19 protein-coding genes are annotated in these 20,642 nt (G+C 69.1%); 7 read left to right on the top strand and 12 right to left on the bottom strand.

Translation table 11 applies throughout. The features are described from left to right. Positions 1-33: 33 nt before the first annotated feature. Genes AC3A6X_RS09060 through AC3A6X_RS09080 form a run of 5 tightly spaced genes read right to left on the bottom strand, consistent with a single transcriptional unit; the run spans position 34 to position 5,926 of the window. Entirely contained in the window at positions 34-2,175 is a 2,142-nt protein-coding gene (locus AC3A6X_RS09060) for an acetate--CoA ligase family protein (RefSeq protein ID WP_487841888.1), read from the bottom strand. A 43-nt stretch (positions 2,176-2,218) separates the two neighbouring features. After that, the gene (locus AC3A6X_RS09065; protein WP_487842419.1) at positions 2,219-3,397 is read right to left on the bottom strand and encodes an acyl-CoA dehydrogenase; all 1,179 of its coding nucleotides are present in this window, start codon (positions 3,395-3,397) and stop codon (positions 2,219-2,221) included. A gap of 47 nt (positions 3,398-3,444) precedes the next feature. Then, positions 3,445-3,888, bottom strand: a complete 444-nt coding sequence (locus tag AC3A6X_RS09070; RefSeq protein WP_487841889.1) for a Zn-ribbon domain-containing OB-fold protein — start codon at positions 3,886-3,888, stop codon at positions 3,445-3,447. Positions 3,889-3,890: 2 nt separating this feature from the next. After that, the gene (locus tag AC3A6X_RS09075; RefSeq protein WP_487841890.1) at positions 3,891-5,099 is read right to left on the bottom strand and encodes a thiolase family protein; all 1,209 of its coding nucleotides are present in this window, start codon (positions 5,097-5,099) and stop codon (positions 3,891-3,893) included. 44 nt (positions 5,100-5,143) lie between these two features. Further along, positions 5,144-5,926, bottom strand: coding sequence for an enoyl-CoA hydratase-related protein (locus AC3A6X_RS09080; protein ID WP_487841891.1), 783 nt, complete (start codon positions 5,924-5,926; stop codon positions 5,144-5,146). A 106-nt stretch (positions 5,927-6,032) separates the two neighbouring features. Between AC3A6X_RS09080 and AC3A6X_RS09085 the strand changes: the two genes are divergently transcribed. Further along, positions 6,033-6,938, top strand: coding sequence for a LysR family transcriptional regulator (locus AC3A6X_RS09085; protein WP_487841892.1), 906 nt, complete (start codon positions 6,033-6,035; stop codon positions 6,936-6,938). Positions 6,939-6,957: 19 nt separating this feature from the next. Here AC3A6X_RS09085 and AC3A6X_RS09090 read toward each other — a convergent pair whose 3' ends face one another. Then, the gene (locus AC3A6X_RS09090; protein ID WP_487841893.1) at positions 6,958-7,803 is read right to left on the bottom strand and encodes an IclR family transcriptional regulator; all 846 of its coding nucleotides are present in this window, start codon (positions 7,801-7,803) and stop codon (positions 6,958-6,960) included. A 92-nt stretch (positions 7,804-7,895) separates the two neighbouring features. Between AC3A6X_RS09090 and AC3A6X_RS09095 the strand changes: the two genes are divergently transcribed. The 3 genes from AC3A6X_RS09095 to AC3A6X_RS09105 all read left to right on the top strand — a co-directional run bounded on the left by AC3A6X_RS09095 (position 7,896) and on the right by AC3A6X_RS09105 (position 11,755). Further along, positions 7,896-9,539 (top strand): GMC family oxidoreductase, encoded by a 1,644-nt coding sequence (locus AC3A6X_RS09095; protein WP_487841894.1) that lies wholly within the window; start codon positions 7,896-7,898, stop codon positions 9,537-9,539. A gap of 54 nt (positions 9,540-9,593) precedes the next feature. Continuing rightward, positions 9,594-10,922, top strand: coding sequence for an MFS transporter (locus AC3A6X_RS09100; RefSeq protein WP_487841895.1), 1,329 nt, complete (start codon positions 9,594-9,596; stop codon positions 10,920-10,922). A 119-nt stretch (positions 10,923-11,041) separates the two neighbouring features. Beyond that, on the top strand, positions 11,042-11,755 hold the full coding sequence (locus AC3A6X_RS09105; RefSeq protein WP_487841896.1) for a glutathione binding-like protein: 714 nt from the start codon (positions 11,042-11,044) through the stop codon (positions 11,753-11,755). Positions 11,756-11,828: 73 nt separating this feature from the next. Here the strand turns inward: AC3A6X_RS09105 and AC3A6X_RS09110 are convergent, their stop codons facing one another. Together AC3A6X_RS09110 and AC3A6X_RS09115 are read right to left on the bottom strand one after the other, a co-directional pair. Further along, on the bottom strand, positions 11,829-12,251 hold the full coding sequence (locus tag AC3A6X_RS09110; RefSeq protein ID WP_487841897.1) for a hypothetical protein: 423 nt from the start codon (positions 12,249-12,251) through the stop codon (positions 11,829-11,831). Further along, positions 12,248-13,081 carry an alpha/beta fold hydrolase gene (locus tag AC3A6X_RS09115; protein ID WP_487841898.1) on the bottom strand — a complete coding sequence of 278 codons (834 nt, stop codon included), beginning with the start codon at positions 13,079-13,081 and terminating at the stop codon, positions 12,248-12,250. The genes AC3A6X_RS09110 and AC3A6X_RS09115 overlap by 4 nt, the downstream gene beginning before the upstream one ends. Positions 13,082-13,319: 238 nt before the next feature. On the opposite strand from AC3A6X_RS09115, the gene AC3A6X_RS09120 reads away from it, so the two are divergent. Next, a complete protein-coding gene (locus AC3A6X_RS09120) occupies positions 13,320-14,345 on the top strand; it encodes a LysR family transcriptional regulator (RefSeq protein ID WP_487841899.1) in 1,026 nt (341 codons plus the stop codon). Here AC3A6X_RS09120 and AC3A6X_RS09125 read toward each other — a convergent pair. The 4 genes from AC3A6X_RS09125 to pdxR form a co-directional block, all read right to left on the bottom strand. Beyond that, a complete protein-coding gene (locus AC3A6X_RS09125) occupies positions 14,257-15,153 on the bottom strand; it encodes an ABC transporter permease subunit (protein WP_487841900.1) in 897 nt (298 codons plus the stop codon). The two genes, AC3A6X_RS09120 and AC3A6X_RS09125, sit on opposite strands and share 89 nt — an antisense overlap. After that, entirely contained in the window at positions 15,146-15,934 is a 789-nt protein-coding gene (locus tag AC3A6X_RS09130) for a taurine ABC transporter ATP-binding protein (RefSeq protein WP_309965846.1), read from the bottom strand. Before AC3A6X_RS09130 ends, AC3A6X_RS09125 begins: the two co-directional genes overlap by 8 nt. Before the next feature lie 11 nt (positions 15,935-15,945). Then, positions 15,946-16,953: a taurine ABC transporter substrate-binding protein gene (tauA, locus tag AC3A6X_RS09135; RefSeq protein WP_487841901.1), complete on the bottom strand. Its 1,008-nt coding sequence runs from the start codon at positions 16,951-16,953 to the stop codon at positions 15,946-15,948. 140 nt (positions 16,954-17,093) lie between these two features. Continuing rightward, the gene (gene pdxR, locus AC3A6X_RS09140) at positions 17,094-18,629 is read right to left on the bottom strand and encodes a MocR-like pyridoxine biosynthesis transcription factor PdxR (RefSeq protein WP_487841902.1); all 1,536 of its coding nucleotides are present in this window, start codon (positions 18,627-18,629) and stop codon (positions 17,094-17,096) included. 118 nt (positions 18,630-18,747) lie between these two features. On the opposite strand from pdxR, the gene AC3A6X_RS09145 reads away from it, so the two are divergent. Further along, positions 18,748-19,155 carry a nuclear transport factor 2 family protein gene (locus AC3A6X_RS09145; protein ID WP_487841903.1) on the top strand — a complete coding sequence of 136 codons (408 nt, stop codon included), beginning with the start codon at positions 18,748-18,750 and terminating at the stop codon, positions 19,153-19,155. A gap of 21 nt (positions 19,156-19,176) precedes the next feature. Further along, entirely contained in the window at positions 19,177-20,625 is a 1,449-nt protein-coding gene (locus tag AC3A6X_RS09150; protein WP_487841904.1) for an NAD(P)/FAD-dependent oxidoreductase, read from the top strand. The last annotated feature ends 17 nt before the right edge of the window (positions 20,626-20,642 follow it).

Genomic DNA, 20,642 nt, shown 5'->3' on the forward strand with positions numbered 1-20,642 from the left:
TTTCGTTGGAATCCTGATGAGCCGATGGCGCGTTCAGCCGCCGGCCTCGTTGGCCGCGCGCTTCTCGCGCAGCACCATCACGCAGTCCACTGCCACCGGCCCGTCGGGGCCGACCAGCACCGGATTGAGGTCGAGCTCGGCCAGCCGCTCCTGCATCGCCGCGGCAAAGCGCGACAGGCCCGCAAGCATCTGCGCGATGGCGCTGCGATCGACCGCGCTCTGGCCGCGCACGCCATCGAGCAACGCGCCCATGCGCAGCTCGCCCAGCATCTGCAGCGCCTCTGGCTCGTCGAAGGGTGCACGGCGGAAGGCGACGTCCTTGAGCACTTCCACCAGCACGCCGCCGATGCCGACCATCACCACCATGCCGAACACCGGACTGCGCTGCACGCCGACCACCAGCTCGACGTGGCCCTGCGCCATGCCCTGGACCACCACGCCGTGCAGCCGCGCCGCCGGCTCGGCCGCGGCGGCACGCTGCATCAGGGTGGCGAAGCCCTTGCGCACAGCCGCCTCGTCGTCGAGCTTGAGCAGCACGCCGCCGACCTCGGTCTTGTGGGTGATGTCGGGCGATTCGATCTTCAGCGCCACGGGGCCGCCGGCGGCGCGCCACAGTGCGACGGCCTGGTCCTCGTCATGCGCCAGGGCCACCGGGGCCATGGGCACGCCGGCCGCGCGCAGCCACTCGGTCGCCTGCACGGTCGGCTGCACGCCGTCGCGCAGGTCGGTAGGCAGCGCCGGCATCGTCGTCGCCGATCGAAGGGCCTGGCGGCCGGCGGCACTCTGCCGGAAGGCGTTCCAGCGTGCCAGCGCAGCGGCAGCCTCCACCGCGCGTTCGCCGGCGGTGTAGACCACGATGCCCAGCGCGCGCAGCCGCTGCAGCGCCTCCTGCGGCGCCGCCACCCAGCAGACGAAGAAGGGCTTGTCGGTGCGGGCCTGGATCTCGTCGAAGATGCGCACCAGTGTGTCGACGTGGGCGGTCATCAGCTGCAGCCAGACGATGCCGACGTGCACGCCCGGATCGTCCATCAGCGCCACCACCGATTCGCGCAGCAACTCGGGCCGCGCCACGAACTGGCCGGTCACGTCGACCGGATTGCCCATCGCGCCGAAGGCCGGCATCACCTCGGCCAACCGCGAGCGCGTGGCCGGCGCGAGCTCCGGGACGGCGAGCCCCATTTCCTCGGCGCGGTCCGCCATCATCACGCCGGCGCCGCCCGACTGGGTCGCAATGCCGAGGCCGTTGCCGGCGGCGGTGCGCGGCTGGCTCAGCGCTTCGAGCATGTCGAGCATCTGCTCCTCGTTGCGAGCGCGCAGCACGCCGTACTGGCGGATCACGGCGTCGAACACCGCGTCCTCCACGGCCAGCGCGCCGGTGTGGGAGGCGGCGGCGCGCGCGCCCGAGGCCATCCTGCCGACCTTGGTCAGCACCAGCGGCTTGCCCAGTTCATGGCAGCGCTGCGCCAGGCGAACCAGGGAAGCACCGTCCTCCAGGCCCTCGAGGTAGCCGGCGGCGACGCGAATGCGCGGGTCCTCGATGACACTCGCCATCAGCTCGCTGAAGCCGAGGTCCGCCTCGTTGCCCGTGTTGATGAAGTAGCCCAGCCCGAGGCCGCGCTGCCGCACCAGGGCGGCGATGGCGGTGCCGAAGGCGCCCGACTGGGTGACGAAGGCGATCGGCCCCGGGCCGGTCTCGCCGTCCGCGTACTGGCTGAAGGTGGCGTAGACCTTGTCGAAGGCGTTGATGAAGCCCAGGCAGTTGGGCCCGCACAGCACGACGCCGCATTCGCGCGCGCGCTGCGCCAGCGTCGCCTCCATTGCGCGGCCCGCGTCGCCCATTTCGCCGAAGCCGGAACTGAAGATCACCGCGGCGCGGATGCCACGCCGTCCCAGCGCCTCGACGGCGGCGAGCACGTCGGCGGCCGGTACCGCGACGATCGCCAGGTCTGCCGCCTCGGGCAGGCTCTCGATGTCCGGATGGCAGGGCAGCCCCCCGATCTGACGGTATTTGGGGTTGACCGGCAGGATGCGGCCGGCGTAGCCCTTGTCCAGCAGATGCTTGAGGGGGCGGCCGTTGATCTTGCCGAAGTCCGCCGAGGCGCCGATCACGGCGATCGATCGCGGGCTGATCAGGCGTTTCACGACCTCGGCGCGGTCCAGTTTCGAAAGGGTCATGGCGGAAGATCGGTCAGTGGGTGTTCAGTGGTGTCAGTTGGCGTCAATTGGAAAAGGCGGAAATGCCCGTCTGGGCCCGGCCCAGCACCAACGCATGGATGTCGTGTGTACCCTCGAGCGTGTTGACGGTCTCGAGGTTGAGCACGTGGCGGATCACGTGATATTCGTCGGAGATGCCGTTGCCGCCATGCACGTCGCGCGCGGCGCGCGCGATGTCCAGCGCCTTGCCCGCGCAGTTGCGCTTGAGCAGCGACACCATCTCCGGGCTGGCACGGCCTTGGTCGCGCAGCCGGCTCAGGTGCAGACAGGCGTGCAGGCCCAGAACGATTTCGGTCTGCATGTCGGCCAGCTTCTTCTGCACCAGCTGGTTGGCCGCCAGCGGCCGGCCGAACTGCTTGCGGTCCAGCGCGTACTGACGAGCCGCATGCCAGCAGAACTCGGCCGCGCCCAGCGCACCCCAGCAGATGCCGAAGCGCGCGTTGTTCAGGCAGGCAAAGGGGGCGCCGATGCCGCTGGCACCGGGCAGGCGCTGCGACTCGGGCACGAAGACGTCGTCCATCATGATCTGGCCCGTGGGCGATGCGCGCACCGAGAACTTGCCCTCGATCTTGCTCGTGGCGAGACCCTTCATGCCGCGCTCGAGGATGAAGCCGCCGATGCGGCCATCGTCGTCCTTGGCCCAGACGACCATCACGTCCGCGATCGGCGCGTGCGTGATCCAGGTCTTGGTGCCCGACAGGCGATAGCCGCCCTCCACCTTGCGTGCCCGGCTGTTCATGCTGCCGGGATCGGACCCGTGGTCCGGCTCCGTGAGGCCGAAGCAACCCAGCTTGTCCGCGCGCGCCATGGCCGGCAGGTAGCGCTCGCGCTGCTCCTGGCTTCCGAACAGGTAGATCGGCGTCATGCTGAGCGTCGTCTGCACGCCGAGCGCCGAACGGAAGCAGGTGTCGACCCGCTCGAACTCGCGCGCAATCAGCCCGTAGCCCACGTAGCTGATGCCGGCGCAGCCGAAGCCCTCGATGGTCGCGCCGAGGAAGCCGAGCTCGGCCATCTCGCGCATCACGCCGACGTCGAAGGTCTCGTGCCGGTGCGCATCGCGGATGCGCGGCATCAGCTGCCCCTGCGCATAGTCGCGGGCGGCGTCGCGGATCATGATCTCCTCGGGCGTCAGCAGGTCGTCGAAGCGCAGCGCATCCTTCCAGTCGAAGGGCACGTCGCGCATGGCCGCCTTTCGCAGGGTCTGCGCGTCGGGGATGTCGTGCGCCATGGTCAGCGCTCCCCGGCAGCGCCTTCGCGCAAAGGCCGGAAGCGCGGGATGCCGGCCTCCGCGCCGATGGCCTGGAAATGCGCCTCGACGCGCATGCCGATGCGCACCTGGCCGGGCGCGCAGTCGGTGAGCTGCCCGTACATGCGCGCGCCGTCGTCCAGGTCGATCAGGCACATCACGACCGGCAGCTCGGCTTCCCAGCCGGGGTAGTTCATCGCGACCGATCGCGACACGGTGTGCGAGTACACGGTACCGAAGGGTCGGGCCTCGGTCCAGTCCAGCTCGCGGCTGCCGCATTCGATGCACCAGGGCTTCGGATGGAAGTTGAAAGTCGCGCAGCGCCGGCATTTCTGCAGCATGAGCCGGCCCTCTCTGGCGCCGGCCCAGAACGGCCGCGTGAGGTCGGTGATGGTGGGCTGCGGCTTGTCCGGGTAAAGGTCTGCCATGCTCAGGGCTCCGTTCCGAGAATGAGGGAAATGCAGGTGCGGCCGGGGCGGCCGTAGGGAATGCCGCCGAAGCCGCAGGCGATGCCGATGCGGGCGCCGCGCACCTGCCGGTCGCCGGCCTCGCCGCGCAGCTGAGTGACCGCCTCGACCAGCGGCATGAAGCCGCCGATGGCGCCACCGGGCTGGCCACCCGAGAGCTGCCCGCCGTCGGTGGACATCGGGAAGTCTCCGTCGAAGCGCAGGTCGTGCTCCTCGACGAAGCGGCCGCCCTCGCCCTTTCGGCAGAAGCCGTGGTCCTCGATGGTCATCATCGCGATGAAGGGATAGTCGTCGTAGGGCTGGAGGAAGTCGATGTCCTCGTGCCGCACGCCGGCACGCTGCATGGCGAGCGGCGCGGCCACTGCATAGCCGGTGGTCGTGATGTCCGGCAGCGCGCGCGAGCCGTGGTAGTAGTTGTTCGCCTCGCCGGCGCCGAGAAGGTAGACCGGCCGGTCGGTGAGTGTGCGGGCGGTCTCGGCCGAGGTCACGATGTAGGCCAGGCCGCCGTTGACGATGGGCACGCAGTCCAGCAGGCGAATCGGATCGGACAGCACGCGCGAACTCATGTAGTCCTCCAGCGTGAAGGGCTGGCGATAAATCGCGCCGGGATGCAGCGATGCGTGGAAGCGGTTGGTCACCGCGATCTTGCCGAGCTGTTCGGACTTCAGCGCGTACTGGTGCTGGTAGCGCGTCTGCACCAGCGCGAATTGCGCGCTCGCCCCCATCACGCCGAAGGGCCCCTGGAAGTCCCAGTACACGCCGCGCGTGCGTTCCGGCGACAGCGGCAGGCCCGGCGCCAGCGAGGGAATGTTGAGCGGCGTGTCGGCACCGACCACCAGCACCCGGTCGACGATGCCGGCGCGGATCATCGCAGCCGCGCGGATCAGCAGCGACGCCGCCGATGCACCGCCCTGGTCGCCGCGCAGCAGCACCTGCGGGCTGATGCCCAGGTTCTCGGCCGTGGCGGCCGACCAGTTGACGGTGTGGGCGACCTCGGCATGCGAGACGCCGAGGCCCTGGCCATCGAAGTCGTTCTTGGACATGCCCGCCTTCTGCAGGGCCAGGTCCGCGGCCCAGGCGATGTATTCGTCCACGGTAAGCACCGGCTCACCCGGCTTGGCCCGGCTGTAGGGCGTTCGCCCGTAGCCCACGATCGCAACGTCTGCACGCATGAAGTCTTTTCCTTTGTCGGTCAGTGAAATTCGGCGGGAGCGGCTCAGCGCCCGGCGAAGCGGGGGATGCGGCGCTCCGCGAAGGCCTGCATGCCTTCCTTCTGGTCGGTGCTGTCGAACAGCAGTTCGAAGGCGCGGCGCTCCAGCAGCAGGCCGGTCGAGAGCGGCGCGTCCGCGCCGGCCAGCGCGACCTCCTTGAGCAATCGCAGCGCCATCGGCGGGCGCGCGGCGATGAGCGCGGCGAGTTCGAGCGCGCGCCCTTCGAGCGCCTGGTCGTCGACGACTTCGCTGACCATGCCCATGGCCAGCGCCTCGTCGGCGCCCACGGGCTCGCCGGTGAGCATGAGCTTCATCGCACGGTACTTGCCGACCGCCTTCATCAAGCGCTGGGTCGCACCGCCGCCGGGCATGATGCCGACCGTCACCTCAGGCTGGCCGAAGCGGGCGCTGCGCGCGGCCACGATCACATCGGCATGCAGCGCGAGCTCGCAGCCACCGCCCAGCGCAGGGCCGGCCACGGCCGCGAGCAGCGGCTTGGAGAACTCGGCGATGGGCTTCCAATAGCGCGGCACCGCCAGGCGCCAGACCTCGCTCGCACCGAGCGCGGCGATCTCCTTGATGTCTGCGCCGGCGGCGAAGCACTGGGTGCCGCCGCACAGCAGGACGCAGCGCACGCTCTCGTCCTGGTCCAGCTGCGCAAAGGCCTCGGCCAGCGCGCGGCGCAGCGCCTGGTTCAACGCGTTGCGCGCTTCAGGGCGGTTCAGTCTCAGGCGCGCCACGCCGTCGAGCGGGCGGTCCATCAGCAAGACGGCTGCGGCCTCTGTCATGCACTTGTCTCCTTCGGTATGCAGTGCATTGTCCCGAGGGTCAGGTCATTCCGCCACTTTCATTGCCAAATGGCGAATATTCAAATTCCAAATACCATTGCGACCCATGAACCTTCGCTCGCTGGACCTCAATCTCCTGCTGATCTTCGATGCCGTCTACAAGGAACGCAGCATCTCCAAGGCTGCGCGTTCGCTGCACCTTTCGCAGCCGACGGTGAGCAACGCCTTGGGGCGCCTGCGCGACCGGCTGGGTGATCCGCTGTTCGAGCGCAGCGGCCAGGGCATGGTGCCGACCTCGCGCGCCAAGACGCTGGCCGAGCCGATCCGCCAGGCGCTGGATGCGCTGGAGCGCGGCCTGCGGGGGGGCGGCGACTTCGACTTCGCGCACTCCGACCGCGAGTTCGTGGTCGCGGTGGAGGACTACGGCGAAACCATCATCCTGCCGCGCTTCGTGGACTGGCTCGCCAAGGTGGCGCCACGCATCCGCATCAGGATCCGCCCCGAGTCCAGTGCGCAGCTCATGGGCGAGCTGCGCGAGGGTGCCGTGGACCTGGCCCTGGACTACTTCGTGCCGCAGGAGCCGGGCTACCGGAACCAGTGCGTGCTGACCGAGACGCTGCTGAGCCTGTCACGGCGCGACCACCCCGAGATCGGCGAGAAGCTCGGCCTGGAGACATTCCTCGGACTGCGCCACGTCGTCCTCGCGCCGCGCACCAACACCATGCCCATGATCGACCTGGCACTGTCCAAGCGCGGCCTCGCGCGGAAGATCGCGGTGACCGTTCCGCACTTCCTGTCGATGCCGGTGATGGTGCAGACCTCCGACATGATCTGCACCCTGCCGCGACGCATGGCGCATCTGTACGCCGATCACTTCCGCCTCAAGTCGCACACGGTGCCGCTGCGCATGCCCAGCTTTCCCGTCTACCTTATCTGGCACGAGGCGGCGGAGCGCGATGCAAGCCACCAATGGTTTCGCAACCACCTGATGGATTTCTGCGAGCGGCTGTGAGGCTCTCACCCCCCATGCCTCAGAGCAACCCTGCCATCCTCCCCGCGGCCTTCCTCAACGCCCCGATCGCCTTGATCGCATCCTCCATCGTCATCCGCGCCGTCGGCGCATGCACCGCCATCGCCGCGCGCGGCTTCCCCGCGGCATCCAGCACCGGAACCGCCACGGCGACCAGCCCCGCGATGAACTCCTCCCGATCGGTCGAGTAGCCCCGCTTGGCGATCGCCTCGCACTCGGCCCGCAGCGTGTCCGCATCGGTGATCGTGTTGGCCGTCATGCGCGTCAGCGTGATTTGCCCGATGACCGCATCGCGTTCCTTCTGCGCCATCTGCGCCAGGAACAGCTTGCCGCTCGCCGTGCAATGCAGCGGCACGTGCGAGCCCACGTCCAGTGTCAGCCGCAGCGGCCATTGCGCCTCGACGCGGTCGAGGTACAGCACCTGCACCCCGTCCAGCGTCGTGAAGTTGCAGGTCTCCCCCACCTGCCGCACCAGCTCCGACAACACTTCGTGCCGCAGCCCGCGCACCACGCCGTGGTTCAGCGTGTCGAAGGCCAGCTGCCGCAGCGCGGGCCCGACGCTGAACATGCGCTCGTCCACGTCGCGCGCCAGGAAGCCCGTCGCCAGCAGCTGCGTGCAGATGCGATGCGCCGTGCCCTTGGGCAGCGACAGCTGCGCCGCCAGGTCGGCCAGCGAGAGCGCGCGGCCCTCGTTGGCCAGCAGGGCCAGCAGGCGCAGGCTGCGCTCGGCCGATGAGCCCGTCGCCGGCTCCTCGGGCTGGGGCGCGGGCGCGGAGACATGCGCCGCAGGGCGCTTCTTCGAGACAACGGCAGGGGCAGCAGCGGATTTGCGTGCAGGAGACGTCATACGGGTAAACCTCTAAAGTGGAACATTGCGTTCCGAAAATCCATCGCCTAGCATCGACGACCGAAGCGATTGTTCCATTGCCGAAAGCCTGCATGCCTGTTGAAGAAGAGTTCGATTACATCGTCGTGGGCGCCGGCTCGGCCGGCTGCGTGCTGGCCGGACGGCTCAGCGAAGACCCGGCGACACGGGTGCTGCTGCTGGAGGCAGGGCCGGCCGACAACTCGCTGTGGATCCACCTGCCCATCGGCTACGGCAAGACGATGTGGAGCCCCACCTACAACTGGCGCTTCGAGACCGACCCCGACCCGAACATGAACGGCCGGCGCATCTACTGGCCGCGCGGCAAGACGCTGGGCGGCTCCAGCTCGATCAACGGCCTGATCTACATCCGCGGCCAGCGCGAGGACTACGACCACTGGGCCGCGCTGGGCAACACGGGTTGGAGCTACGACGATGTGCTGCCCTACTTCATCCGGTCCGAAGGCAACCAGCGCGGCGCGGACGCCTTCCACGGCGCGGACGGCCCGCTCAAGGTCTCGGACATCGGCGCGAAGCACGAGCTGATCGAGGCCTTCATCGAAGGCGCACAGCAGATCGGCCCGTTGAGCGTGAAGCGCACCGACGACTTCAACGGCGCAGAGCAGGCCGGCGCCGGCTACTACCAGCTCACCACGCACCAGGGCTGGCGCTGCAGCACGGCCAAGGCCTACCTCGAGCCGGCGAAGGGCCGGAGCAACCTGCGCATCGCGACCGAGGCGCTGGCCAAGGGCCTCGCGTTCGAAAGCCGCCGCGCGGTCGGCGTGCGCTACACGCAGGGCGGCGTGGCGAAGAGCGCGCGCTGCCGCGCCGAGGTGCTGCTCTGCGCAGGCGCAATCCAGTCGCCGCAGCTGCTGCAGCTCTCCGGCATCGGCCCGCGCGCATTGCTGGAGCAGCGCGGCGTTCCGCTCGTCCACGAACTCCCCGGCGTGGGCGAGAACCTGCAGGACCACCTGCAGATCCGCCTCGGCTACGAGTGCACCAAGCCCATCACCACCAACGACCAACTCAACTCCTGGATCGGCCAGGCCAGGATGGGCCTCGAATGGCTGCTGCACCGCAGCGGCCCGCTGGCGGTGGGCATCAACCAGGGCGGCTGCTTCATGCGCGCGCTGGCCGATGCGAATGGGCAGCCCGTGGCGGCCACGCCCGACATCCAGTTCCACGTCGCCACGCTGTCGGCCGACATGGCGGGCGGCAAGGTGCACCCCTGGTCGGGCTTCACGCTGTCGATCTGCCAGCTGCGGCCGCAGTCGCGCGGCCACATCCGAATCCGCTCGCGCGACCCGGCCGAGCCGCCGGAGATGCAGCCCAACTACCTCGCGACCGAGCTCGACCGCGCGACCGCGGTGGCCGGCGTGAAGGCGGCGCGCGCCATCGCCGCCTCGCCGGCGATGCGGCCCTACGTCAAGCGCGAGCTCAAGCCGGGGCCCGAGGCGACGAGCGATGCCGATCTGCTGGAGTTCTGCCGCAACAACGGCGCCACCATCTTCCACCCCACCGGCACCTGCCGCATGGGCAGCGACCCGTTGGCCGTGGTCGATGCGCGCCTGCGCGTGCACGGCATCGGCGGGCTGCGCGTGGTCGACTGCTCGGCCATGCCCACGCTGGTGTCGGGCAACACCAACGCGCCGGCCGTGATGATGGCCGAGAAGGCCGTCGACCTGATACGCGAGGACGCCACCGCCCTCGCCCACTGAGTTCCGCCGCCCTCGCAGAAGGGCATCCCACAGACACTTCACCGGAGACAAAGAATGAGCGCAACGGACGAGAAGGCGATTCGACGGGTCGTGACCTCCGCGCTGGTAGGCGCCAGCATCGAGTGGTACGACTTCTTCCTCTACGGCGTGGTCGCCGGCATCGTGTTCAACAAGCTCTACTTCCCGGGCAGCGACCCGGTGGTGTCGACGCTGCTGGCCTACACCACCTTCGCGGTGGGCTTCGTCACGCGGCCGCTGGGCGGCGTGATCTTCGGGCACTTCGGCGACAAGATCGGCCGCAAGAGCATGCTGATCCTCACGCTGATGATCATGGGCGTGGCCACCTTCCTGATCGGGCTGGTGCCGACCTATGCGCAGATCGGCATCGCCGCGCCCATTCTGCTGCTCCTGCTGCGCGTGGCGCAGGGCATCGGCCTCGGCGGCGAATGGGGCGGCGCGGTGCTGATGGCCTACGAGTACGCGCCCAAGGAGAAGCGTGGCTTCTACGCCTCGCTGCCGCAGATCGGCCTGGCGATCGGGCTGTGCATGGCCTCGGGCGTGGTGGCGCTGTTGTCCTTCCTTTTGACCGACGAGCAGTTCCTGGCCTGGGGCTGGCGCGTCGCCTTCCTGCTGTCGGGCGTGATGGTGGCGGTGGGCATGTACATCCGCCTGCATGTGCAGGAGACGCCGGAGTTCGCCGCGGTGAAAGCGCGCAACGCCGAGCTGCGCATTCCCTTCATGGACATGATCCGGCGCTATCCGGGCAATGTGCTCAAGGGCATGGGCGCGCGCTACATCGACGGCGTGTTCTTCAACATCTTCGGCGTGTTCTCCATCAACTACCTCACCACCACGCTCAAGATCAGCCGCACCGAGGCGCTGCTGGGCGTGATGGCGGCGGCGGTGGTGATGATCTTCACCATCCCCTTCTTCGGGCGCATGTCCGACCGGCTGGGGCGGCCCAGGGTCTACATGTGGGGCTCGCTGATCACCGCCATCGCCGCCTTCCCCGGCTTCTGGCTCATGACGCACAGCGGCGGCAACGTGCTGCTGGTGTGGCTCGCGATCATCGTGCCCTTCGGCATCCTCTACGCCTCGGTGTACGGGCCGGAGGCGGCCCTCTTCTGCGACCTCTTCGATGCCAAGGTGCGCTACACCGGCATCTCCTTCGTCTACCAGTTCTCGGGCATCTTCGCCTCGGGCATCACGCCCATCGTCGCGACCGCGCTGCTCAAGTCGGGCGGGGGCGAGCCCTGGCAGATCTGCCTGTACGTGCTGTTTGCAGGGGTGGTGTCGGCCTTGTGCGCGTGGCTGATCGGGAGATCGGGGGGAGCGGGTCGGGTGGAGGGGCGGTCGTTCAGCGCGAGTGGCGCGGGGCGCTGAGGCTCGCACGAGTCAAGCACCCGGTGCCCCCACCCCAACCCTCCCGGGAGGGGGACGGAGCAAAGTCCGAAGCGGGGGCAGAATCCGGCCTTGCGCCATTCACGAGCACAAGGATCTCCATGACCGACCTGTCCGCCTTCCCGATCACGAAGAAGTGGCCCGCCGCGCATCCGGACCGGCTGCAGCTCTACTCGCTGCCGACGCCCAACGGGGTCAAGGTCTCGGTCATGCTGGAGGAAACCGGCCTGCCCTACGAGCCGCACCTGGTCAGCTTCGAGACGCACGACCAGATGTCGCCGGAATTCCTCTCGCTCAGCCCCAACAACAAGATCCCGGCGATCCTCGATCCCGACGGGCCGGGCGGCAAGCCGCTGCCCGTCTTCGAGTCCGGCGCGATCCTGGTCTATCTGGCCGACAAGACCGGCCAACTGATGCCCGCCGACCCTGCTGCCCGCTACGAGACGCTGCAGTGGCTGATGTTCCAGATGGGCGGCATCGGCCCGATGTTCGGCCAGGTCGGCTTCTTCCACAAATTCGCCGGCAAGCACTACGACGACAAGCGGCCGCTCGACCGCTACGTGGCCGAATCGCGGCGCCTGCTCGCCGTGCTCGAGAGGCGGCTCGCGGGGCGCGACTGGATCATGGGCGACGACTACACGATCGCCGACATCGCCACCTTCCCCTGGGTGCGCAACCTGGTGGGCTTCTACGAGGCGGGCGAGCTGGTGGAGTTCCACGCCTTCCCGCACGTGAAGCGCGCGCTCGAGGCCTTCGTGGCCCGCCCCGCGGTCGTGCGAGGCCTGGGCATTCCGAGCCGCACGGCGGGCGGCTGAATCCGCTGACGGGGCAGGTCCTTAGCGGCCTGCAGCAGGCACTCCCGAATCGACTGCTACAGGCCGCTGCTCCTCACTCTTCCTTCCACTCCTGCCCCGCCAGCGTCAGCGCTGCGCGGTAGGCGGCCCGGCCGGCCACCTTGGTTTCATGGATCAGATCTTTCACCCGCTGCGCCCGCTCCTTCGGCGGCAGCAGGTGGGGCGGCTCGTCCGCCAGCTGGCGGGCGGCGGCCAGCAGCGCGTTGGCCGCGCTGACGCAGAACTGGATGGCCGCACGATCGCTGGCGCTCCCGTGCTCGTGCTCCAGCACCAGTCCGGACGGCAAATGAGGCAGGATGGGCGCATCGTTGCCGGCCTGGATGTGGTCGGGCCAGGGCCCGATCATGGCCAGCCTGTCGTGCAGGCAATCCTGCGACGCCGTGTACGAGCAGAAGCCGTCGAACGCGCGCTGGGTGGTGTCGGACAGGGACTGTTCCATCGAATGCTGCTTCGTCATGCGCGCGCCGCCAGTGCCTGCGGCGCCGGTGGTTGGTGCCAGGCCGAGTCCGGCGCTCCGGACTCCTCGAGCCAGTCCCGGAGCGTCAACAGCAAGGCCTCCGGCTGGTCCGCATGCACCCAGTGGCCGGCATGGGGGATGGTGTGCACGCGCGCCTGCGGGAACATGCGCGCGATGCCCGCGTGCGACTCGGGCCGAACGTAGTCGGAATAGGCCCCCGCCAGGAACAGCGCCGGCCCCTCGTAGCACCGGCGCGACGGCCGCTGGAACTCGCACAGGTCCTGCATGCACATGGCCACCGCCAGCAGGTTGAGCCGCCAGTCGAAGCGCTCGTCGTTGCGCCAGACCCGGGGCAGCAGGAAGTCCATCGGCGCTTCGCCTTCGAGACTGCGGGCGAGCGCCGCGCTGGCCTCCTGGCGCCCCAGGGCCGCCGCCAGGTCCAGGCCCCGCATGGCCGTCATGTAGGGCGAAAACTGATCGCCGTAGCGCTCGGGCGCGATGTCGACCACCGCCACGCCGGCAAGCGCTTGCGGATGCTCGAGGGCCAGGGTCATGGCGGTCTTGCCGCCCATGCTGTGGCCGATCACGAAGGGCCGGCCCAGCCGCTCGCGCTCGATCAGCGCCAGCACGTCGCGTGCCATCTCGGCATAGGACATACCCTGGCCGCGGGGCGACGCCCCGTGGTTGCGGGCGTCGGGCAGGTAGACGCGATGGGTCTTGCCGAGCGCCTGGGCGATCCGCGTCCAGTTGCGTCCGGCCCCGAACAACCCATGCAGGATGATCACCGGGGGCCCGTCGCCGACGGCCTCACATGCCAAATCGATAGCCATGGCGCGCCTAGACCAGTTTCGCGTGCAGCCGCCCAAGCGGCGTGGATTTCATCAATCTCTCCCTCTGGCGCACCGTCATCTGTCGTGTCTCCTGAATGGGGATGGGAATGGCGATTGGAAGTGGGGCGGAGCTTAGGGGCGCCGCACCGGCCCGTAAAATGGTTTCGGTCGATGGGTCGCATTGATATGACGAATACCTGACACCCGCTGCCGGGGTGTCGACGAGCGGAGGCCGGCCATGCACTTCAACAAGCTGGACCTGAACCTGCTGGTGGCGCTGGACGCGCTGCTCATCGAGGGCAGCATCAGCCGGGCGGCGGCGCGCGTGCACCTCAGCCAGTCCGCCATGAGCAACGCCCTGGCCCGGCTGCGGGCCTTTTTCGAGGACGATCTGCTGGTGCAGGTGGGCCGCACGCTGGAGCTCACGCCCCGGGCGAAGGCCCTCAAGGAAGCCGTGCGCGACGTGCTGATGCGCGTCGACAGTGCCATCGCGGCGCAGCCGCAGTTCGACCCCTCACGCTCCGACCGCACCTTCCAGCTGCTGGTCTCCGACTACACCACGGTCACCTTGATGCCGCACCTGCTCGCCCTGGCGCGCCGGCAGTCGAGCACCGTGCGCTTCCAGCTATGCCCGCTGCCGCATCTGGACCAGCCGCAGCGCGCGCTGGGGCGCGGCGAGGCCGACATGATGGTGGTCCCGCGCAACTACTGTTCGCCCGACCATCCGGTCGAGCCGCTGTTCGAGGAGGAGTACGTGTGTGCGGTCTGGAACGGCAGCCGCTTCGCGCGCGCCGGCGCCGTGAGCGAGGCGGACTACGCGGCGGCCGACCACGTCGAGGTGCAGCCGTCCGGCATTGGCCAACCCACGCTCGACAGCTGGTTCCTGGAGCGCAGCGGCATGGAACGCCGCATCGAGGTCACGACCTTCAGCTTCATCGCCGCGCCCTTCCTGGTCCTGGGCACCGACCGCATCGCCACGATCCAGCGGCGCCTGGGCCGCATGGCGCAGCAGTTCCTGCCGCTGGCGATCCTGGAGGCGCCCGTGGTGCTGCCCCGGATGGCGCAGTCGGTGCAATGGCACAAGTACCGCAGCCGCGACCCGGGGCTGGTCTGGCTGCGCGGCCTGCTGCACCAGGCCGTCGAGGAAATGGATGCGCAGCCGGCGGCGGCGCTCCCTACATCCGCCCCTTCCAAGGCACCAGCCGCCGCTCCAGCCAGCGCATCAGCAGATCGAACAGGTAAGCCACCACGCCGATCACGATGATCCCCATGATCACGATGTCGGTGCGCAGGAAGTTGGAGGCGTTGAGCACCATCTGCCCGAGCCCCATGTTGGCCGCCACCATCTCCGCCGCCACCAGCGTGGTCCAGCCGAAGCCGATCGCGATGCGCATGCCCACCAGGATGTCGGGCAGGGCCGAAGGCAGGATCACGTGGCGGATCACCTGCATGTAGCTGGCGCCCATCGAGTAGGCGGCGTTGATCTGCTCCTGCGACGCGCTGCGCATGCCCGAGCGCGCGGCCAGGGCCAGCGGCGCGAAGCAGGACAGGAAGATCAGCAGCACCTTGGGCAGCTCGTCGATGCCGAACCAGATGATGATCAGCGGCAGGTAGGCCAGCGGCGGCAGCGGCCGGTAGAACTCCAGCGGCGGGTCGAAGATGCCGCGCGCCACCCGGCTCATGCCCATGGCAATGCCGATCGGGATGGCCGTGACGCAGGCCAGGGCGAAGGCCGAGAACACGCGGAACATGCTGGCCAGGAAGTGCTGCCACAGCGGCTTGTCGTTGGCCTGGCCGGTGACGTATTCGTAGAACTGCTGCATCACCGCCTGCGGCGAGGGCAGGAAGAGCGGCTTGACCCAGCCCATGTTGGTGACGATGAACCACAGCGCCACCAGCAAGGCCACGGTGACCACGCTGATGGTGGCGCTCGAGCCCGCGCCCGGCACCTTGAAGGCGCTGGTCTTGAGCTTGGTGCCGCCCTTCGCCGGCGCGGCCACGACGGCCGGCTGCGCGGGACTGTTGGCGGGTGGCGTCATGGCGACGGGCGAGGCGATGATGGCGTCAGGCATGAGCGGGCTCCCGATGATGGATGATCGCCAAGACCTCTTCGCGCATGCGGATGAACTCGGGTTCCGACTTCACCTTGCGCGAGTCGCCGTGCGACAGGTACTGGCGCGAAAAGGGCACGCGGTCGTAGACGTGCGAGATGCGCCCCGGGCTCGGGCTCATCACGATCAGCCGGGTGGCGAGGAACAGCGCCTCCTCCACCGAGTGGGTGATGAAGAACACCATCTTGTTCGACTTCGACCAGGCCTTCAGCAGGATCTCCTGCACCTGCTCGCGGGTGAAGGCGTCGAGCGCGCCCATGGGCTCGTCCATCAGCAGCACGGCCGGGTCGCTGGCCAGCGCGCGGGCGATGCCCACGCGCTGCTGCATGCCGCCGGAAAGCTCGTAGACGGCGCGGCCGGCGTACTGCTGCAAGCCGACCAGCGCCAGCTTGTCCTCGGCGATGCGGTCGCGCTCGGCCTTGCCCACGCCGGCCAGGCGCAGGCCCAGCGAGACGTTGTCGCGCACGTTGAGCCAAGGCATCAGCGCATGCTTCTGGAACACCACGCCGCGGTCGGCGCCGGGGCCGGCGACCGGCTTCCCGTCGAGCAGGATCTCGCCGGTGGAGGGCGGCAGGAAGCCTGCGATGCAGTTGAGCAGCGTGGTCTTGCCGCAGCCGGAGGCACCGAGCGCGACCACGAAGTCGCCGTCGTGCATCTGCAGGTTGACCGGGGCCAGCGCCTGCAGCGTGCCGCCCGTGACGGCGTAGTTGACCGTGAGGTCGCGGATGTCGAGTGTGGGCATCAGGGGGCTCCTTACTTGGCCATCGCCTTCTCGACGTAGGCCGTGGTCACGAAGCCGCTGTAGTCGGCCTTGACCTCCTGCACCCGGCCCTGTTCCTTGAGGAACACCGCCGTGTTGGCCATCGCCCTGGCCGCGCCGCCACCCAGCCAGGTGGGCGAGACCTGCTCGGCCAGCGTCGGGAAGCTGTAGAGCGCCATCGCCGCGCCCACGTCCTTGGGGTCGGCCTTGGTCCACTTGGCCATGGCCTTGGTCTGGGGCGAGTCGGGCGTCCAGCTCTTGCCGGAGGCCTTGTACTCCTCGTTGGCGCGGTTGAGCGCCTTGACGAAGGCGATCATGAAGGGCTCGTTGGCGGCAGCCCACTTGGCGTTCACCACGATGCCCTCGAAGGTGGGCGCGCCGCGCTTGCCGATGCTGCCGGAAGTGGCGATGGTCTTGCCGCCGGAGCGGATGCGCGACAGCACCGGGTCCCAGATGAAGGTGGCATCGATGTCGCCGCGCTCCCAGGCGGCGGCGATCTCGGGCGGGCGCATGTTCATCACGTTGACCGTCTTCGGGTCCACGCCGTCCATCTTCATGCCGGCCATCAGCTGGTAGTGGGCGGTGGAGACGAAGGGCGTGGCGACCTTCTTGCCCTTCAGGTCCTTCATGCTCGTGATGCCGGAAGCGTTGCGTGCGATCAGCGCCTCGGCGTCGGCGATGTCGGCCGAGATCCAGAACAGCTTGATGTCCTGGCCCTGGCTGGCCGCCGCGGTGAGCGGGCTGGAGCCGGTCTCGCCCATCTGCACGTCGCCCGAGGCCATGGCGCGGATCACGTCGCCGCCGCCGGAGAACATGCGCCAGTTGATCTTGTAGCCGGTGGCCTTCTCGACCTCGCCCGATTCCATCACGAGGCGCAGCGGGACCAGCATGTCCTGGTGGGCGAAGGTGAGCTCCTTGGTCTGCGCCTGGGCGGCGGCGCCGAGGGCCATCGCGGCGGAGAAGGCCGCGCATGAGAGGGTGAAGCGGCGAGACATGTTCATTCGTTTCTCCTGGTGGTGAAGCTGAATGGACTTTGCACCCATCGCCGGGCAGCCGGAAGTGCCAGGCCTGAAGCGGGCATGGAGCCAGTGGATGGGGACTTACCCTTGTTCTGGTGCGCAGCGCACGAGGGCGGTGCAAGTCAGTGAGTGCGAGGCCCGGCGCTCAGGCTTTCACCGCGCGCCTGCGCCAGTTCCTGCACCGCCATCCCCAGCGCCCGGATCCCCGCCGGGATCTGCGCCGCCGCGATCGACGACAAGCGCAGCCGGAAGAACGGACACGGATACGGCGGCTTGTTGAAGAACACATCGCCCGCCTCGATCAGCACCCCATGGCTGCGCGCCATCAGCGCCAGCTCCGCCGCATCCACCCACGACGGCGCCTGCACCCAGATCGAGGCGCCGCCCGAGGGCAGCTTGAACTCGAAGTCCGGCAGGTGGTCGCGCAGCGCCTGCGCCGCCAGCGCCAGGCGCTCCTGCATCGCGTGGTTGACCCGGCGCGCATGCGACTCGTGATGCCCCAGCGAAAGGAACAGCGCATAGGCATGCTGCAGGAAGGCGCTGGGATGCCGCACCATCGCATGCCGGATCACCCGCAGCTCCTTGATCAGCGCGCGCGGCGCCACGATGAAGCCCAGGCGCAGCGCCGGCGACAGGCTCTTGGACACCGAGCCCACGTAGATCACGCGCCCCGTCTTGTCCAGGCTCTTGAGCGCCGGCATCGGCGTGCCTTCGTACAAATTCTCGGCCTCGTAGTCGTCCTCGATGATCACGAAGTCCTGCAGTTCGGCCTTGCGCAGCAGCCACTGGCGGCGCTCCAGGCTCAGCGTGGCGGTGGTGGGGCTCTGGTGCGACGGCGTGCAGAACAAGTAGTCGGCGGCCGGCAGCGCATCGACCACCAGGCCCTCCTCGTCGACCTCGATCTCCACCCACTTCGGGTTGCGCATCGCGAAGCTGTTGCGCGCATGCGGATGGCCCGGCTCCTCCAGGCCGACGCGCGTGTGCTCGTCGAACAGTGCCTCGGCCAGCAGGTAGCACGCATGCTGGGCGCCAAGGGTGACCAGGATCTCCTCCTTCAGCGCGAACACGCCGCGCCGGGGCAGGAGGCGCGTGCGGATCTGCTCGATCAGGTCGGGCACGTCGTCGGTCTCGAAATCGGGCGTCCAGTTCGGCAGTTGCGAGCGCGCCAGGCTGCGCGCGCAGCATTCGCGGAAGTCCTCGGTGGGAAACAGCTGCGGGTCGTAGGTGCCGTAGACGAAGGGGTACGGGTAGTCGCGCCACCGGTCGGGCTTGGAGAGCGTGGGCCGGTCGAGCTGCGAGCGCAGCACCCGCGCCGACCACTCGGGCGGCTGGCCCGACTGCCCGCTGCGCCCCACCAGCGGCTCGGCCAGCTCGGCCGTGAGCGGCCGCGCGTTGTGCGCGACGAACACGCCGCTGCGCGGGCGCGCCTCCAGGAAGCCTTCGTCCATCAATTGCAGGTAGGCCGAGGTCACGGTGTTGCGGCTCAGGCCCAGCAGCGCCGCCAGCTCGCGCGACGAGGGCAGCGGCGCGCCCGGGCTCAGCCGGTCCTCGAGGATGGCCTGCACCACCGCCGCGCGCAGGCGGCCCTGCAACGGCAGGCCGGGTTGGTCGGGCAGCGCGAAGAGCTGCGCCCACTGGATGGCGCGGGAGTTGTGCATGGTGGGCAAAGTTTAGGCCGGTTGAGAGCGTCTGGCTCGGTCGAATCCCCGCATCTGGCTCTATCACCGCGCGCGCCGGCTCTCTACGCTCCACTCATCGACCAGACAGGAGTTTCGCGTGACAGCAACAGCATCGCCCGCCCCCGTGACCACCGCCACCCTGGAGGCCTTCAGCGACGCCTGGAACCGCCACGACATCGAGGCGCTGATGAGCTTCATGCACGCGGACTGCGTGTTCCAGACCGCCGCCGGCCCCGAGGCCAGCGGCACCCGCCACAGCGGCACGGCGGCCGTGCGCAAGGCCTTCGCCGCAGCCTGGGAGACGGTGCCCGACGCGCAGTGGATCAACGGCCGGCACTTCGTCGCCGGCGACTTCGGCACCTCGCAGTGGACCTTCACCGGCACCGCGGCCGACGGCAGCCGCATCGAGACCGACGGCATCGACGTCTTCAGCTTCAAGGACGGCAAGATCGCGCTCAAGAACGTGTTCCGCAAGGCGCGGCCGAACCTGCCCGCGGCGAAGTAGTTCGCGGTTCGAGGAAACGCCATGACGATCACCGCAGGCACCGCCCAGTTCTCGACCGCCGGCCGAGCCGCGTCCGCGGCCAAGCCCTACGACCCGCGCTACGACCCGCTGGTGGCGTCCGATCCCGGCGCCGGCCGCGCCTACGCGCCCACCTGGTGGGTGGCCAGTGCAGGCACGCCGCCCGAGGACAACGGGCCGGTTGTGCGCGACATCGACGTGGACGTGGCCATCATCGGCTCCGGCGCGACCGGCATGTCCACGGCGCTGTACCTCGCGCAGGAGCACGGCATCCAGGCCACGGTGCTGGAGGCCAACCAGGCGTCGTGGGGCTGCTCCAGCCGCAGCGGCGGCCAGGGCCAGAACGCCAGCGGCCGGCTCAAGCGCTCGCAGTGGATCCAGCGCTGGGGCCTGGACACGGCCCGGCGCCTCGATGCCGAGATCCGCGCCGGCTTCGAGAACTTCAGGCACCTCACGACGCAGATCGACTGCGACGCCTACGACGGCGGCCACCTCTACCTGGCCCACCGGCCCGAAAAGCTCGCCAGCCTCGAGGCCGAGGCGCGCGTGATGCGCGAGCAGTTCGGCTACGACACGCGCATGCTCACGGCCGAGGAAGTGCGGCGCGACTACTGCGACGAGCGCGAGGCCGCGGGCGCGCTCTTCGAGCGGGAGGGCGTGGGCATCCATCCGCTCAAGTTCACCTTCGGGTTGATGCGCAAGGCGCGCGCGCTGGGCGTGAAGGTTCACACCTCGAGCCCGGTGCAGGGCTGGCAGACCATCGACGGCGTGCATCACCTGCGCACCCCCGGTGGCATCGTGCGCGCGCGGCGCGTGGCGGTGTGCACGGGCGGCTACACGGGGCAGGCGCTCTCGCCGCTGCTCAAGAACAAGATCATGCCGATCCTGTCGAACTCGGTGGTCACGCGCCCGCTGACCGAGGCCGAGCTGCAGGCCACCAACTTCAAGTCGCTTACCTTCCTGACCGACACGCGCACGCTGCGCTTCTACTACCGGCTGCTCAAGGGCAACCGGCTGCAGCTGGGCAGCCGCAGCTCTGTCAGCGGCGCCGATGCCGAGGACCCGGTACACCTGAAGCTGCTCACCGACGCGATCGCGCGCAAGTTCCCGCCACTCGCCGGCATCCAGATCGACTATTCGTGGTGGGGCTGGGTCGACGTGAGCCACGACATGATGCCGCGCATCACGCAGCCCGAGCCCGACAAGAAGATCTGGTACGCCGTGGGCTACGGCGGCAACGGCGTCTCCTTCTCGACCTGGGCCGGCAAGCGCCTGGCCGAGCGCATGGCCGGCCAGGACGCGGGCCGCGAGGTCTTCGAGCTGCCGATCTACCGCTCGCCGCTGCCCTTCCCCAACGTGATGGGACTCGTGGAGTCGCCGGCCTTCGCGCCCTTCCGGCGGATTGGGCAGCGCGTGCTCTACAAGTGGTACTGGCTGCGGGACGAGAAGTAGGCGCGCCGGTGGTGCGC

Source organism: Variovorax sp. Soil_C_12, assembly GCF_057657375.1.

What these genes read in the sequence shown, in the direction of transcription:
- AC3A6X_RS09065 (WP_487842419.1), bottom strand. Translation starts at nt 3,397, where the DNA reads ATGCGCGACGTGCCCTTCGACTGGAAGGATGCGCTGCGCTTCGACGAC.
- AC3A6X_RS09100 (WP_487841895.1), top strand. Translation starts at nt 9,594, where the DNA reads ATGAGCGCAACGGACGAGAAGGCGATTCGACGGGTCGTGACCTCCGCG.
- AC3A6X_RS09075 (WP_487841890.1), bottom strand. Translation starts at nt 5,099, where the DNA reads ATGCGTGCAGACGTTGCGATCGTGGGCTACGGGCGAACGCCCTACAGC.
- AC3A6X_RS09125 (WP_487841900.1), bottom strand. Translation starts at nt 15,153, where the DNA reads ATGCCTGACGCCATCATCGCCTCGCCCGTCGCCATGACGCCACCCGCC.
- AC3A6X_RS09115 (WP_487841898.1), bottom strand. Translation starts at nt 13,081, where the DNA reads ATGGCTATCGATTTGGCATGTGAGGCCGTCGGCGACGGGCCCCCGGTG.
- AC3A6X_RS09105 (WP_487841896.1), top strand. Translation starts at nt 11,042, where the DNA reads ATGACCGACCTGTCCGCCTTCCCGATCACGAAGAAGTGGCCCGCCGCG.
- AC3A6X_RS09095 (WP_487841894.1), top strand. Translation starts at nt 7,896, where the DNA reads ATGCCTGTTGAAGAAGAGTTCGATTACATCGTCGTGGGCGCCGGCTCG.
- pdxR (WP_487841902.1), bottom strand. Translation starts at nt 18,629, where the DNA reads ATGCACAACTCCCGCGCCATCCAGTGGGCGCAGCTCTTCGCGCTGCCC.
- AC3A6X_RS09070 (WP_487841889.1), bottom strand. Translation starts at nt 3,888, where the DNA reads ATGGCAGACCTTTACCCGGACAAGCCGCAGCCCACCATCACCGACCTC.
- AC3A6X_RS09080 (WP_487841891.1), bottom strand. Translation starts at nt 5,926, where the DNA reads ATGACAGAGGCCGCAGCCGTCTTGCTGATGGACCGCCCGCTCGACGGC.
- AC3A6X_RS09110 (WP_487841897.1), bottom strand. Translation starts at nt 12,251, where the DNA reads ATGACGAAGCAGCATTCGATGGAACAGTCCCTGTCCGACACCACCCAG.
- AC3A6X_RS09120 (WP_487841899.1), top strand. Translation starts at nt 13,320, where the DNA reads ATGCACTTCAACAAGCTGGACCTGAACCTGCTGGTGGCGCTGGACGCG.
- AC3A6X_RS09085 (WP_487841892.1), top strand. Translation starts at nt 6,033, where the DNA reads ATGAACCTTCGCTCGCTGGACCTCAATCTCCTGCTGATCTTCGATGCC.
- AC3A6X_RS09130 (WP_309965846.1), bottom strand. Translation starts at nt 15,934, where the DNA reads ATGCCCACACTCGACATCCGCGACCTCACGGTCAACTACGCCGTCACG.
- AC3A6X_RS09060 (WP_487841888.1), bottom strand. Translation starts at nt 2,175, where the DNA reads ATGACCCTTTCGAAACTGGACCGCGCCGAGGTCGTGAAACGCCTGATC.
- tauA (WP_487841901.1), bottom strand. Translation starts at nt 16,953, where the DNA reads ATGAACATGTCTCGCCGCTTCACCCTCTCATGCGCGGCCTTCTCCGCC.
- AC3A6X_RS09150 (WP_487841904.1), top strand. Translation starts at nt 19,177, where the DNA reads ATGACGATCACCGCAGGCACCGCCCAGTTCTCGACCGCCGGCCGAGCC.
- AC3A6X_RS09090 (WP_487841893.1), bottom strand. Translation starts at nt 7,803, where the DNA reads ATGACGTCTCCTGCACGCAAATCCGCTGCTGCCCCTGCCGTTGTCTCG.